Origin of the sequence: Streptomyces sp. 796.1 (genome assembly GCF_047525675.1) — a bacterium.
In the GTDB taxonomy this organism is placed as follows: Bacteria; Actinomycetota; Actinomycetes; order Streptomycetales; family Streptomycetaceae; genus Streptomyces.
The window spans coordinates 75,273-89,593 of the sequence record NZ_JBLIWA010000027.1 but is presented as its reverse complement, the minus strand read 5'-3'; the positions used below and the strand labels follow the sequence as shown (position 1 = coordinate 89,593).

10 protein-coding genes are annotated in these 14,321 nt (G+C 72.7%); 8 read left to right on the top strand and 2 right to left on the bottom strand.

The features are described from left to right. The first annotated feature begins 28 nt into the window (after positions 1 to 28). On the top strand, positions 29 to 1,534 hold the full coding sequence (locus ACMA1D_RS19465) for a PLP-dependent aminotransferase family protein (protein ID WP_414725268.1): 1,506 nt from the start codon (positions 29 to 31) through the stop codon (positions 1,532 to 1,534). A 324-nt stretch (positions 1,535 to 1,858) separates the two neighbouring features. On the opposite strand, the gene rocD is transcribed toward ACMA1D_RS19465, so the two are convergent. Beyond that, positions 1,859 to 3,070, bottom strand: a complete 1,212-nt coding sequence (rocD, locus tag ACMA1D_RS19460; RefSeq protein WP_414725267.1) for an ornithine--oxo-acid transaminase — start codon at positions 3,068 to 3,070, stop codon at positions 1,859 to 1,861. Positions 3,071 to 3,331: 261 nt separating this feature from the next. Here rocD and trpS point away from each other — a divergent pair, with 261 nt between their 5' ends. The 5 genes from trpS to ACMA1D_RS19435 all read left to right on the top strand — a co-directional run bounded on the left by trpS (position 3,332) and on the right by ACMA1D_RS19435 (position 10,436). Further along, on the top strand, positions 3,332 to 4,345 hold the full coding sequence (gene trpS, locus ACMA1D_RS19455) for a tryptophan--tRNA ligase (RefSeq protein WP_414725266.1): 1,014 nt from the start codon (positions 3,332 to 3,334) through the stop codon (positions 4,343 to 4,345). Positions 4,346 to 4,614: 269 nt separating this feature from the next. Further along, positions 4,615 to 5,226, top strand: a complete 612-nt coding sequence (locus tag ACMA1D_RS19450; protein WP_414725265.1) for a 2'-5' RNA ligase family protein — start codon at positions 4,615 to 4,617, stop codon at positions 5,224 to 5,226. A 55-nt stretch (positions 5,227 to 5,281) separates the two neighbouring features. Then, the gene (locus tag ACMA1D_RS19445) at positions 5,282 to 5,992 is read left to right on the top strand and encodes a TetR/AcrR family transcriptional regulator (RefSeq protein ID WP_414725264.1); all 711 of its coding nucleotides are present in this window, start codon (positions 5,282 to 5,284) and stop codon (positions 5,990 to 5,992) included. A gap of 744 nt (positions 5,993 to 6,736) precedes the next feature. Continuing rightward, positions 6,737 to 9,001: a HelD family protein gene (locus ACMA1D_RS19440; RefSeq protein ID WP_414725289.1), complete on the top strand. Its 2,265-nt coding sequence runs from the start codon at positions 6,737 to 6,739 to the stop codon at positions 8,999 to 9,001. Positions 9,002 to 9,410: 409 nt separating this feature from the next. Continuing rightward, a complete protein-coding gene (locus tag ACMA1D_RS19435) occupies positions 9,411 to 10,436 on the top strand; it encodes a YihY/virulence factor BrkB family protein (protein ID WP_414725263.1) in 1,026 nt (341 codons plus the stop codon). A gap of 96 nt (positions 10,437 to 10,532) precedes the next feature. On the opposite strand, the gene ACMA1D_RS19430 is transcribed toward ACMA1D_RS19435, so the two are convergent. After that, the gene (locus ACMA1D_RS19430; RefSeq protein ID WP_414725262.1) at positions 10,533 to 11,960 is read right to left on the bottom strand and encodes a D-alanyl-D-alanine carboxypeptidase family protein; all 1,428 of its coding nucleotides are present in this window, start codon (positions 11,958 to 11,960) and stop codon (positions 10,533 to 10,535) included. A gap of 112 nt (positions 11,961 to 12,072) precedes the next feature. On the opposite strand from ACMA1D_RS19430, the gene ACMA1D_RS19425 reads away from it, so the two are divergent. Continuing rightward, on the top strand, positions 12,073 to 12,324 hold the full coding sequence (locus tag ACMA1D_RS19425; protein WP_349992075.1) for an SCO4848 family membrane protein: 252 nt from the start codon (positions 12,073 to 12,075) through the stop codon (positions 12,322 to 12,324). Positions 12,325 to 12,339: 15 nt separating this feature from the next. Next, positions 12,340 to 13,932, top strand: a complete 1,593-nt coding sequence (locus ACMA1D_RS19420; protein ID WP_414725261.1) for a metallophosphoesterase — start codon at positions 12,340 to 12,342, stop codon at positions 13,930 to 13,932. Positions 13,933 to 14,321 lie beyond the last annotated feature (389 nt).

The window sequence follows — 14,321 nt, the reverse complement described above, 5'->3', positions numbered from 1 at the left end:
CAGTAGCCCAGGGGTATGGTCCATTTCCATGGCAGATTCTTGGGCCAGTCAGGTGCCACCGGAACCGGAGGCCGACTTCGCCGTCGGCAGTGACCTGCACCTGGAGCTGAGCCAAACGGGGGGTGTCCGGGCGTCGCTGATGAGCGCGCTGCGCGATGCGGTGCGCTCGGGCCGGCTGGCCGCCGGCACCCGGCTGCCCTCCTCCCGCACCCTCGCCGCCGACCTGGGCATCGCCCGCAACACGGTCGCCGACGCGTACGCCGAACTCGTCGCCGAGGGCTGGCTCACCGCCCGCCAGGGCTCGGGCACCCGCGTGGCCGAACGGGCCGTTGCCTCCGACACCCGTATCGAGCCCCCCGCTCCGGTGCGCCGCCCGCCGGTCCGGCCGGCGCCGGCCCCGATCTACGACCTGATGCCGGGTTCGCCCGACGTGTCCTCCTTTCCGCGCGCGGCCTGGCTGACCGCGGCCCGCCGGGCCATCACCCACGCGCCCAACGACGCCTTCGGCTACGGCACGCACGTTGCGGGCCGCCCCGAACTGCGCCGCGCGCTGGCGGACTACCTTGCGCGCGCCCGGGGCGTGCGTGCGGCGCCCGAGCGCATCCTGATCTGTTCGGGCCTGTCGGAGGGGTTGCGGCTGGTCGGCGAGGTGCTGGGGGCGACGGCGCGGCTGCCGGGCGCGGGGCCCGGTGCGGACCTGGTGGCCGTCGAGTCCTTCGGCCTGGACATCCACCGCGACCTGCTGACCGGCTGCGGGCTGCGCACCGTGGCCGTCGGCTTCGACGAACAGGGGCCGCGTACCGAGGAGTTGTCGGCGACCGGGGCCAGGGCGGCGCTGTTGACGCCGGCGCACCAGTTCCCGTTCGGCGTGTCGCTGCCTGCGGAGCGGCGCGCGGCGACCGTGAAGTGGGCCGTGGAGCGCGGCGGGGTGCTCCTGGAGGACGACTACGACGGCGAGTTCCGGTACGACGGGCAGCGGATCGGGGCCGTCCAGGGCCTGGACCCGGAGCACGTGGTGTACATGGGGACGGCCAGCAAGAGCCTGTCGCCGGCGCTGCGGTTGGGCTGGCTGGTGTTGCCGGAGCGGCTGTTCGCGGCGGTTGCCGAGCTCAAGCGCCGCCCCGGCTTCCAGACCAGCGGCCTCGACCAGCTCACGCTGGCGGAGTTCATCACGTCGGGCGCGTACGACCGGCATGTGCGCGGCATGCGCCAGCGCTACCAGCGCCGCCGCGACCAACTCGTGGCGGCGCTGGCCGAACGCGCCCCGCACATCAAGGTCAGCGGCATCGCGGCCGGCCTGCACGCCGTCCTCGAACTGCCGCAGGGCACCGAACAGTCGGTGATCAACGGCGCCGCCTGGCAGGGCCTGGCCCTGGACGGCCTGCGCCGCTACCGCCTGGGCGCCGGCACCGGTGACGCCCCGGCCCCGCGCGACGACGTCATGGGCGATGCCCTGGTCGTCGGCTATGGCTCACCACCCGACCACGCGTACGCGGGCGCGCTGGACGCGCTGTGCAGGGCGCTGCCGGACTAGCGGGCGGGGGAGCGGCGGGCCCACGCGGGTTTGGTCCACCTCGGTGTGGCCTACGCGCGCGGGCCTGCGCGTGCGTCCCCGTGTGTACGGGGGTACGGGCTGACGCGCGCGGGCCCGCACGTGTCGCGAGCCTTGACCGGTGCTCCGGGTTTAGCAGGCGAAAGCCGACCCACGCGCGCGGGTCCGCACGTACCGAGCGCGTACCGGGAGCCTGAACCGGGCGGGCCGGGTTTGGGGGGGCCGAAGCTGACCCACGCGTGCGGGCCCGCGCGCTGCCCCACGGGTACGGGATTGTGCGCGCGGGCCCGCCGCTTGCCACCCGCGCTACCGGGTCGCGTCCAGCACCGCGCGCAGTTGCTCCAGGCCCCAGTCCAGGTCTTCCTTGCTGATGACCAGCGGCGGGGCGATGCGGATGGTGCTGCCGTGGGTGTCCTTGACCAGGACTCGGCGGGCCATCAGGCGTTCGGAGACCTCGCGGCCGGTGCCGAGGGCCGGATCGATGTCCACGCCGGCCCACAGGCCGCGCCCGCGCACCGCGCTGATCGCGCCGTCGCCGGTCAGCAGGGCCAGCTCCCGGTGCAGGTGCTCACCGAGCTCGGCCGCGCGCCGCTGGTACTCGCCGGTGCGCAGCATGGCGATCACCTCTAGGGCGACGGCGCAGGCCAGCGGGTTGCCGCCGAACGTCGAGCCGTGTTCGCCCGGCTGGAACACGCCCAGCACGTCCCGGTCGGCGACGACCGCGGAGACCGGCACGACGCCGCCGCCGAGCGCCTTGCCGAGCACGTACACGTCCGGCACGACGTCCTCGTGCTCGCAGGCGAAGGTCCGCCCGGTGCGCCCGAGGCCCGACTGGATCTCGTCCGCGATGAACAGCACGTTCCGCGCCCGGGTCAGCTCGCGCACGCCCGGCAGGTAGCCGGCCGGCGGCACCAGCACGCCCGCCTCGCCCTGGATCGGCTCGATCAGCACCGCCACCGTGTGCTCGTCGACGGCCGCCTCCAGCGCGGCGAGATCACCGTACGGAACGATCTCGAAGCCCGGCGTGTACGGACCGTAGTCGGCGCGGGCCTCCGGGTCGGTGGAGAAGCTCACGATGGTGGTGGTGCGGCCGTGGAAGTTGTTGTCCGCGACGACGATCTTGGCCTGGCCGTCCGGGACGCCCTTGACCCGGTAGCCCCACTTCCGGGCGGTCTTCACGGCCGTCTCGATGGCCTCGGCGCCGGTGTTCATCGGCAGCACCATCTCCTTGCCGCACAGCGCGGCAAGCTCCGTACAGAAGTCGGCGAACCGGTCGTGGTGGAACGCCCTGGAGGTCAGGGTGACCCGTTCGAGCTGGGCCTTGGCGGCATCGATGAGGCGGCGGTTGCCGTGTCCGAAGTTGAGCGCGGAGTAGCCGGCGAGCAGGTCGAGGTAGCGGTTGCCCTCGACGTCGGTCATCCACGCGCCATCGGCCGAAGCGACGACCACGGGCAGCGGGTGGTAGTTGTGCGCGCTGTGCGCCTCGGCTGCGGCGATGCTGCGTTCACTAGCGGTCACGTGCGCTCCATCCTTCTTGCGGGGTCGGGGCGGGCTCAGCCTTCTTTCTATCGCTGCCCGCGGGGAATGCGAAGAAAAATTCCGGATGTGGCCTCTGGGGTGTGGCACACGGGGCCGCCGTCTTTGCCGGCACAGCGCATTGCGGTACGTGCCGGCGCGTGCGGGCGCCCACCCTCCACGGTGCCGGCGGGCGATGCGGTGCGCCCCCTCCCCGGCGACCGGAGGCCGTGATCGCGTCGGGCACCTGAGAGAATGGACGGCATGGCCCATGACCGTCCCCGCGCGCTCTCCGGTATCCAGCCCACTGCGGGCTCCTTCCACCTCGGGAACTACCTCGGCGCGATCCGTCAGTACGTCGCCCTCCAGGAGACCCACGACGCCTTCTACATGGTCGTCGACCTGCACGCGATCACCGTGCCGCAGGACCCGCGGGAGCTGCGCGCCAACACCAGGCTGGCCGCCGCGCAGCTACTGGCAGCCGGGCTCGACCCGGACCGGTGCACGCTCTTCATCCAGAGCCACGTGCCCGAGCACGCGCAGCTCGGCTGGGTGATGAACTGCCTGACCGGTTTCGGCGAGGCGTCCCGGATGACGCAGTTCAAGGACAAGTCGGCCAAGCAGGGCGCGGACCGCACCACGGTCGGGCTCTTCACCTATCCGGTGCTCCAGGTCGCCGACATCCTGCTCTACCAGGCGAGCCACGTGCCGGTCGGCGAGGACCAGCGGCAGCACATCGAGCTGACCCGGGACCTCGCGGAGCGCTTCAACAGTCGCTTCGGACACGCCTTCACGGTCCCGTCGGCGCACATCGTCAAGGAGACCGGCAAGATCTACGACCTCCAGGACCCGTCGATCAAGATGAGCAAGTCGGCGTCCACGCCGAAGGGCATCATCAGCCTGCTCGACGAGCCGAAGGTCTCCGCGAAGAAGATCAAGAGCGCGGTCACCGACCTGGACACGGTGATCCGGTACGACGAGGAGAACAAGCCGGGTGTGAGCAATCTCCTCACCATCTACGCCACCCTCACCGGCACCTCCATCGCCGACCTTGAACGCAAGTACGAGGGCAAGGGCTACGGCGCGCTGAAGACCGACCTGGCCGATGTCGTGGTCGACTGGGTGGCGCCGTTCCGGGACCGCACCCAGGAATATCTGGACGACCCTGAGACGCTCGACAACATCCTGGCCAAGGGTGCGGAGAAGGCCCGCACCGTCGCGGCCGAGACGCTGGCACTGGCCTACGACAAGATCGGCCTGCTGCCCGCCAAGCACTGAGCAGGGGCCTGACCATCCGTGGCGGCGCCGGTGCGGCGGGCCGCGGGTGGCCCGGCCGGCAGCCGCGGGCGGCCGGGACGCGGCGCCCGCCGGCACCGGCCCGGGCGGCTCCGTGAGGTCGCCGCCCAGCCACGGGATCAGCGGAACCTAGCCGGGACGCCCGACGAGCCGGCACACTGACACGGGCGCTCGACCGGCCTGGCAGGGACATGAAGGCACGCGGTGTGATGGACAGCTCGACCAGACAGTGGCCCGGAAGGGAGAACGCAGTGGGGACCGTAACGATCGGCGTTTCGATCGCGGTCCCGGAGCCGTACGGCAGCTTCCTCCAGGAGCGGCGCGCCGGCTTCGGGGACCCTGCCGCGCACGGCATCCCCACGCACGTCACGCTGCTGCCGCCGACCGAGGTGGACGCCGCGGCGCTGCCCGGGATCGAGCGGCACCTCGCGGAGGTCGCGACCGGCTGGGGCTCCTTCACGATGCGGCTGTCCGGGACGGACACCTTCCGGCCGCTGTCGCCGGTGGTCTTCGTGAAGATCGTGCAGGGTGCGGAGGAGTGCACGGCGCTCCAGGAGCGGGTCCGCGCGGCCTCCGGGCCGTGCGCCCGCGAGTTGCAGTTCCCGTACCACCCACACGTCACCGTCGCGCACGGCATCTCCGAAGAGGCGATGGACCGGGCGTACGCCGAGCTCAAGGAGTACGAGGCGACGTGGACCAGCTCCGGCTTCGCCCTCTACGAACAGGGCGCTGACGGGGTCTGGCGGCTGGAGCGCGAGTACCCTTTCGGGCTCGCGGGAGGGCAGGGGCAGGGCCCGGTCTTCCCGCGCCAGGCATCGCGCCGTGAACCGGTGCGCGACCAACCCCTGAATGTAACCGAGTAAAAAAAGGCCAGCTGTAACACTTTTAACCGGGTCACGTTTTCGGTAGGCTGTCCCCATGGACGGTCAGACGAGCCTTCGCCAGCGCAAGAAGCAGCGCACCTACCAGGCGATCTCCGACGCCGCGATCGACCTCTTCCTCAAGGAGGGCTTCGACCGCGTCTCGGTCGCTGAGGTGGCAGCCGCCGCCCTGGTGTCCAAGCCCACCCTCTTCCGGTACTTCCCCACCAAGGAAGACCTGGCGCTGTACCGCTTCGCCGACCACGAGGGCGAAGCCAGCCGGGTCGTAGCAGGCCGCGCGCCCGGCCAGACCCCGATAGCCGCCCTGCACGCCCACTTCCGCGCCGGCCTGGACGCCCGCGACCCGGTCACGGGCCTGTGCGACGTCCCCGAGGTCCTCGCCTACCACCGCCTGCTGTACGGCACGCCCACCCTGGTGGCGCGGTTGTACGAGTACACGACGCGAGCCGAAGAGGCCCTGGCCCGCACGCTGTACGCGGTGGCCTCCGGCACCGAAGCGACAGCGGCAGCCGACGCCGCCACCCCGCCCCCGACCGATCCTGAGCTCCCCGGCCCCGGTGAGCCGACCCGCCTGGAGGCCCTGACGGCCCGCCTCACCGCCGGTCAGGTCACGGCCGCCCAGCGCATCCTGGCGCTCGACAACTGGCGACGGATAGCCGACGGGGAGAGCGCCGACGCCGTCTACCCCTCGGCCGTCATAGCGGCCGACCACGCCTTCGCGATCCTCGGCTCCCCAGCACCTCATTAGTGCGGCCCCGGGCTCCGGTAGCCCGACCGCTTCGGCAGCCGCTGGCCTCTGGGCGCTGACCGCTGCTGCCCCCGGCCCCTCCCGGGCCCTCGCCGGGGGCTGCCCCTTGGCGCTTCTGGCCCTGGCGGCTGTTCCTGTCTGCTGTCTGCCGTCTGCCGGCTTGCGGCTTCGGAGTGCGGTTGCGGTGGGGACTCCGCGTGGGCCGGGCGTTGCTTTCGGGGGAGCGCGGGGTGGCGAGGCTTCGTGGCGCGGGCGGGGCTCCGGCTCCCGGGGCCACGTCTGGGCGCCAGACGCTGCCTTCGGGGGGGCGGGGTGGCGGGGCTTGGTGGCGGGGCGGGCCCGCGGTCGCCAGGTGCCCGCACCCACCCGCCCCACTCCAGCTCGCGGCCCGGCGCTCCCCGCTCCCTTCTCGCCCACCGGCCCCCCTCGGCGCCACTCTCCTCCGCCCCTCCTCCACCGGCCAACTGCCCACCACCATCGCGCGAAAGGCGTACCGACGTGTCCTTACCATCCGACGGCCTGGCCACTGCCACGCCCGGCCCCGGGTCGCCATCCGGCGGTGCCCTGCCCGCTGGTGGCGGATCGGCTGCCGACGGCGCGCCGGCCCCCGGTGACGGGGCGGCCCACGCCGCGGGGCAACGGGCGCCCGACGGGCCGCCCCAGCCCTCCGACGCTGACGGACTGGCTCGTGAACTCGCTGCGGAACGAGCCCACATCGAGGCGAGCCGGGCGACGTTGGCCCGTATGGTCGCGGCGGCGAGGCGGCAGGTGAAGCTCGGCGAGGACGTCTCCGGCGACGGGGCGAGCGCCGAAGTGCTCGGCCGCTACCTCCGTAGCTACGCCCGGCAGTTGGCGGAGGAGCCGGAGGGGCCGCTGTTCTTCGGCAGGCTCGATTTCGACAGCACCCCAGGGGCGGGCGACCACCGCGGCCAGCGGTACTACGTCGGGCGCCGGCACGTCGCCGCCGACGCCACCGCGACCCCGCTGGTCATCGACTGGCGGGCACCGGTCTCCCGCGTCTTCTACCAGGCATCGCCCCGCGACCCGCAGGGAGTTGCGGTGCGCCGCCGATTCGGCTGGGCCCCCGCGAGCAAGGGCGAGCCGGCCGACCTCACCGGCCTGGAGGACGAACGACTCGGCGCGGGGCGGGACCCGTTGCCGGCGGCAGGGCCAGCATCGGGACCAGTGCCGGGACCAGCGCCTGCCCCGGGGGCGGGCGTGGCGCTGGATGCCACGTCGGGTGGGGCCGGCCTCCCGGCTACCGGGAGCCGTATCGTCGCCGCCGAGATCGAGCGGCCACGGGTGGGCCCGATGCGGGACATCGTGGCCACCATCCAGCCCGAACAGGACGAACTGGTACGCCGCCCCCTGACCGACTCGGTCTGCGTCCAGGGCGCTCCCGGGACGGGCAAGACGGCCGTCGGGCTGCACCGTGCCGCGTACCTGCTCTACACCTACCCCCAACGCATCCAGCGCGGCGGCCTGTTGGTCGTCGGCCCCAACCGGACGTTCCTGCGCTACATCGCCGAAGTGCTACCGGCCCTCGGTGAGATCGACGTACGGCAGTGCACGGTCGGCGACCTCGTCGACCGGTTCCCGGTGCGGGCCGAGGACGGGGTGGCGGCGGCCTCCGTCAAACACGACGCCCGGATGGCACAGGTCCTCGCCCGGGCCCTCCACCAGCGCGTACGCCCGCCGGACGAATCCCTGGCCATCCCGGACGGCACCTACCGGTGGCGGGTCGGCGCCGACGAGCTGCACGAGGTCGTCACCCAGGTCCAGGAACAGGCACCGCCTTACGCCACGGGACGCGAATGGGTGCGCTCGCGCACGATGGAGTTGGTCCGCCGGCAGGTCGAGCGGCGCGCCGGGCCTCCGCCGCAGGAGTGGGTGCGTCGGATGAGCCGCTCCCGTGCGGTCAAGGAGTTCCTGGACGCGGCCTGGCCCGCGGTGCGCCCCGAGGAGGTGGTGGCGGACCTGCTCGGCGACCCGCAGGTGGTCCGGGCCGCCGCGGACGGATTGCTCACCGATGCGGAACAGGCCGCCCTGTGCTGGGCCAAGCCGCCGCGTTCGGTCAAGAGCGCCAAGTGGTCGACCGCGGACCTGGTGCTGATCGACGAGGTGGCCGGCCTCATCGAACGCCCGGAGGGCTACGGCCACGTCGTGGTCGACGAGGCACAGGACCTGTCCCCGATGGAGTGCCGCGTACTGGCCCGGCGCAGCGACTTCGGCTCGCTCACCGTGCTCGGCGACCTGGCCCAGGGCACCACCCCCTGGGCGGCCCGGAGTTGGCCGGAGCACTTGGCCCACCTGGGCAAGCCGAACGCCACGGTGGCGCCCCTCACCAGCGGGTTCCGGGTGCCGGCGGCCATCGTGGCGGCGGCCAACGAACTCCTGACGCACCTGGCGGCCGATGTGCCCCCGGCCCGCTCGCTGCGCGCCGACGGCGAACTGCGGGTCTGCCCGGTGCCGGAGATAGCCGCTGGCGTGGTGGCGGCGGTGCGGAGGGCGTTGCCCACGGCGGGTTCGATCGGCGTGATATCCGCTGACGCCGCGCTGCCGTCCGTGCGCCGTGCCCTGAGCGCAGCGGGCATCGCGACGACCACACCGGACGGCGTGGCGAGTGGGGGCGGGGGCGGTGCCAGGGCTGAGCTCGGCGCTGATACCGGTGGCGCTGGTGTCGACTCGGTGAGCGGTGCTGGAAGCGGGGGCGGCGCGGAGGCGGGTGCCGGCACTGGCGGCGCCGGCGCCGCCAGCCGCAGCGGGAGCGCGGCGGACGCGGAGGGGCGGGTGACGCTGTTGCCCGCGTCGATCGCCAAGGGCCTGGAGTACGACCACGTGATCGCCGTGGAGCCGGCGGACATCGTCGCGGCCGAACCGCGGGGGCTCCACCGGCTGTACGTGGTGCTCACCAGGGCGGTGTCCCGACTCCACATCGTGCACGCCCGCCCACTGCCTGCGGAGCTCAGCATGTTGGCCCCGACGGAAGGAGGCACGACACAGGCATAGCCGCCCTGGCTGAGGGCAGACGCGGCACGGAGCGTCAGGCGCGACTCGGCACGCCGGACGCGCAGCGGGTGGGCCGGGCGGTTGGGCGGCGGCACCCCGAACAAATCCACCCCCGCCCCTGCTCCCACCCCGCCTACCCCCACCCAAGCCGGACCGCCCCGCCTCCACCTCACCCCAAGCCGCCCCGCCCCAAGTCGTCCCCTCGCCCGCCCTTGCCACTGCCGTAAGCCGCCCGCCCCGCACCCACGTCGCCGCAAGCCGCCCGCACCCACCCCTCCACCCCTGCACGCGGACCAGGCGAAGCTGCCCAGGCGAACGGACCAGGCGAACGGACCAGGCAAGCGGACCAGGCAAGCGGCCCAGTCGAACAAGATAGGAATAAATATGTGAATAGGGGTAGAAAAGGTCCATGGATTGGTTGACCCGAGTGCCGTGGATCGGCCCGATCGTGGCGCGGCTGATGCGTACCCACGCATGGCGGACTTACGAAACCCTGGACCGGGTGCACTGGACCAGGCTGGCCGCCGCGATCACCTTCATCAGTTTCCTGGCCATCTTCCCGCTGATCACAGTGGGTGCGGCCATCGGTGCCGCGGTGCTCAGCGATGCCAAGATGCGTGAACTGGAGGGCAAGTTGGCCGACCAGGTGCCGGGCATCTCGGGGCAGCTTGACCTCAGCGGGTTGGTGGAGAACGCCGCCACGGTCGGGGTGTTGGCGGGCGCCGCGCTGTTGTTCACCGGCATCGGGTGGGTGGGCTCGTTGCGCGAGTGCCTGCGCGCCGTGTGGGAGCTGGACGACGAGCACGACAACGTGGTGCTCCGCAAGCTCAAGGACGGCGGCATCCTGCTGGGCCTCGGCGGGGTGGCGCTCGGTTCGCTGGCCGTCTCGACGTTCGCGATCACGGCGGTGGGGTGGGCCGCCCAACAGTTGGACATCCCCGAGGGCGGCGTGGGCAGTTGGCTGCTCCGGCTGACGGCCTTCGCCGCCGCGGTCGCCGCCGACTTCCTGTTGCTGTGTTACGTCCTGACCTGGCTCCCGGGCGTCACCCCGCCCCGCCGTGCCGTCGTCGTCGCGGCGCTGATCGGGGCGCTCGGCTTCGAACTGCTCAAGTACCTGCTCAGCGGCTATCTCCAGGGGGTGGCGGCGAAGAGCATGTACGGCGCGTTCGGCACGCCGATCGCGCTGTTGCTCTGGATCAACATGACGGCCAAGCTGTCCCTGTACTGCGCGGGCTGGACGGCCACCCCCTCCAAGGCCCAGGAGGTACCCGTACCCGAGCCGGGCGCGGACGGGGTGAGCGCCCCGGCTGGGGGTACACCGCAGCCGGACCCTCGAACCGAGTCACCCCAGGACCCGCCACGGCCCGTGCCCCCAGACGTACCGTCCGGCGCGTCAGCCTCCCCGGCCAGGCCCGGCCGGCGAACCGAGGACTGACGCCCAGCCACCCCGACCACCCCCGCGCCCCCGCTCAGCCACCCCGGCCACCCCGGGCCCCAGGCGCCGGGCCCCCGGCCCCGGGGCCCAACAGCCTCACCCCCGAGGTCGGCGGCGCACCATCTCCGGGAGCGGCCAGCGGCGATGTACTCCGTAGCCGGCCGCGCCGAGGAGCAGCAGGGAGCCGCCCGCGATGCCGGCCGCCGTCCAGCCGCCGCCGCCCGAGTCCTCTCCGGGGTGCGCGACCGCGGCGGTCTGCGCCTGCTGGCGGCTGTTCTTGCCGCCGCCGGCGGCACCGTCCTGACCGTTGGCCTTGGCGTCGTCGGCGAGGCCGGTCGCGCCCGGCGCCACCAGGCGGCCGACCGGTTCGACGGCGTCGGCGGCCTTGAAACCCCAGTCGAGGAGCCGCGCCGTCTCCTTGTAGACCGCGTGCGGCTCGTCCTTCTTCGGGTTCATGACCGTGACGAGCAGGACGCGGTTGCCCCGTTCGGCAACGCCGGTGAACGTGGCGCCGGCGTTGGTGGTCGAACCGTTCTTGACGCCCGCGATGCCCTGGTACGGCTCCAGGTCCACGTCGCCGGTGAGCAGCCGGTTGGTGTTCTGGATCTCGAAGTACTCGCGCTTGGGCTTCTTCGTCTTCTTGTCCCGTTTCACCTCGCCGGGGAACTTGGCCCGCACGGTGGATGCGTACTCCCGGAAGTCCGCCCGGCGCAGCCCCGAGCGGGCGAAGAGCGTCAGGTCGTACGCGCTGCTGACCTGCCCCTTCTCGTCGTAGCCGTCCGGGCTGACGACATGCGTGTCACGGGCGTTCAGCTCGGTGGCGTGCGCCTGCATGTCGCGCACGGTCTGCGGCCTGCCGCCGTTCATCGCGGACAGTACGTGGACGGCGTCGTTGCCCGAGCGCAGGAAGACGCCCAGCCACAGGTCGTGCACGGAGTACGTGTACTTCTCCTTCACGCCGACCAGGCTGCTGCCCTCGCCGACGCCCGCGAGGTCGGAGAGCTGCACCTTGTGCGTGTCGTTCTTGTCGAACTTCGGCAGCAGGGTGTCCGCGAACAGCATCTTCAGCGTGCTGGCCGGCGGCAGCGGCCAGTGCGCGTTGTGCGCGGCCAGCACCTCGCCGGACTCGGCGTCCGACACGATCCAGGACCGCGCGGTGAGCTGCTTGGGCAGCGCCGGCGCGCCCGGCTTCAGCCGCACCTGGGTGCCCGGCTTGCCCAGTTGCGCACCGCCCACGGTGGACATCGCGGCCGGCGGCCTGGGCTCCTTCGGCCGTCCGTCGTCGCTGTCGCCGTCGGCGGCGAACGCGGGCTGCGCGCCCACGCCGACGAGCACGGCCGGCAGCAGCAGCGCGGCCACCGCGGCGGTGCGCCCGCGCCCGCGCGGGAGCCTCGGCAGCCCGTTGCCGCGCCCTCCGGCGCGCGCCGGGCGCACGGCACGGGTGGTGTGCGGGTCCGGTACGGCGCGGGAGGAGTCGGAGGCGCGTACGGTGCGCGCGGTGAGCGGAGAGGTACGGAGAGACATCGGCACAGGGGTGAACGTATCGGTAGCCCTCTCCGGGGCCGGCGCCGGCGTCGGTTCGGGCGAGGGCGACCCTGCTCGGGGAGCCGTCGAGTCGTTCCGCATACTGGAAGCCATGAAGCTCAGCCGCCCCGTGTCCTGGTTCCTGCTCGCGTTCGGGGCGTGGAGCTGGTGCATTTGGTTCACCTTTGTGAAAAACCTCTGGAAAGACTCAAGCGGGCTTGCCTTCAACGACGCCGGCGACCCGACCGCGTACTTCTGGGTCCATCTCGCACTCGCCGTGACCTCGTTTCTCTTGGGGACGGGGATCGGAGTGCTCGGGTTCCGTGGGCTGCGTGCCCTTCGACGCGAGGACGCTTCGGCGTAACGGGAGGTACGGGGGATGATTGCGGTCTTTGTCCTGGTTGCGCTGCTGATCATCGCATTACTGGTGGTCGTGCACGGGTACGTATGGCGCAGAATGGTGCGCGATGTCACTGCGGTGGGGGGATGGCCGCGGCGCGTCGGGACCTGGGCGGTGGTCGTGCTGCCGCTGTTCAGCGTCGGCGCGCTGGTCAGCGGGCGGGCCGGAGCGCCGTTCACCGTGCAGCAGGTGCTGGCCTGGCCCGGCTACCTGTGGCTGGCGGTGCTGCTGTACCTGGTGCTGGCCCTGCTCGTCGGCGAGGCCGTCCGGCCGCTGCTGCTCCGCCTCCTGGAACGGCGCGCCCGCCACGCCGCGCCACACCTGACCGCCACACCGGCCACCAGCGACACCGTGAGCGCGACCGGCCCCCCGGCTGTCACGAGCCCCCCGGCGATCACGGACACCCCGACTCCCAGCGAGCCCCGGAGCCCCGCCGACACCCCCGCCGCCATCGGCACCCCCGCCGACCCCGCCGGCAGCGGCACCTCGGCCACCACGAGCACGCCGCCCACCACCGCAGCCGCCACGAGCACGACCGCAGCCGCCACGAGCACGCCGCCGCCCACCGCCGCCCCGGACCCCGCTCCGGCGACTCCCGCGACCCACGGCCCGGCCGAAACCACCAGCGGACCCACCACGGCCACCACTGACGCGCCGGACCCCGCCACCACGGCCACCACTGACGCGCCGGGCCCCGCCACCACGGCCACCCCCAAAACCCCCACCCCCGACGACCACGCCGCCCAGACCTCGCGGCGGCTGTTCGTCGCCCGGACCGTGGCCGTGGGCGCGGGGGCCGTGGCCGCCGCGACGGTGGGGTACGGCGCCTACGGCGTCTTCCGCGGCCCGCGGGTCAAGCGGGTCACCGTGCCGCTCGCCAAGCTGTCCCGGCAGGCCCACGGATACCGGATCGCCGTCGTCAGCGACATCCACCTGGGCCCGATCCTGGGCCGGTCGCACACGCAACGCGTGGTCGAGACCATCAACCGGACCAACCCGGACCTGGTGGCCGTCGTGGGCGACCTGGTGGACGGCAGCGTGGCCGACCTGGGGCCCGCCGCAGAACCGTTGCGGCACCTCCAGGCGCGTGACGGCTCCTTCTTCGTCACCGGCAACCACGAGTACTTCTCCGGCGCGGACGCCTGGGTGGACCACGTGCGCGAACTCGGGCTGCGTCCGCTGGAGAACGAGCGCACCGAACTGCCCGGGTTCGACCTCGCCGGGGTCAACGACGTCGCGGGCGAGGACGAGGGGAAGGGCCCGGACTTCGCGCGCGCCCTCGCCGGCCGGGACCGCGCCCGGACCGCCGTACTCCTCGCCCACCAGCCCGTGGTCATCCACGACGCCGTCAAGCACGGCGTCGACCTCCAGCTCTCCGGGCACACCCACGGCGGCCAGCTCTGGCCCGGCAACTACCTGGCGGAGCTGGCCAATCCGACCGTCGCCGGGCTGGAGCGCTACGGCGACACGCAGCTCTACGTCTCTCGCGGCGCCGGGGCGTGGGGCCCGCCGGTGCGGGTGGGCGCGCCGCCCGACATCACCGTCGTCGAACTCGCCTCGCTAAACGCCTGACCCATATCCCGGGGCGGCCCCGGAAGCGCGCGCATTGGTCTGCGCCATATCCACGGCACGCCATATCCGTATGCGCGCCATTCCACGCGGTAACCAAAGGCCCGACGCTTTCCGGGCAGTGCTGACCGACTTGCCCGCTTTCGGCTTGTGGTGTGGTCGCTTTCAACTAGTGGGTCGCGGGCGGGCGTTGTGGCGCGGCTGTCTCAAATCGCCCTGCCCGCGGCCAGGAGAAGCGGCGGTGCAAGCCCCTTTCCGGTTGTGCGCCGCTTACTCCAAGCGGATCCCGGGGGCGTACGCGGCCGTAAAGTGGTCAAATCTGCAACGACAATTGGAGGTTGCTAGCGCACACGTCGGGCGTGTGATTGGGTGATGCGCATTGTTGAACAGGG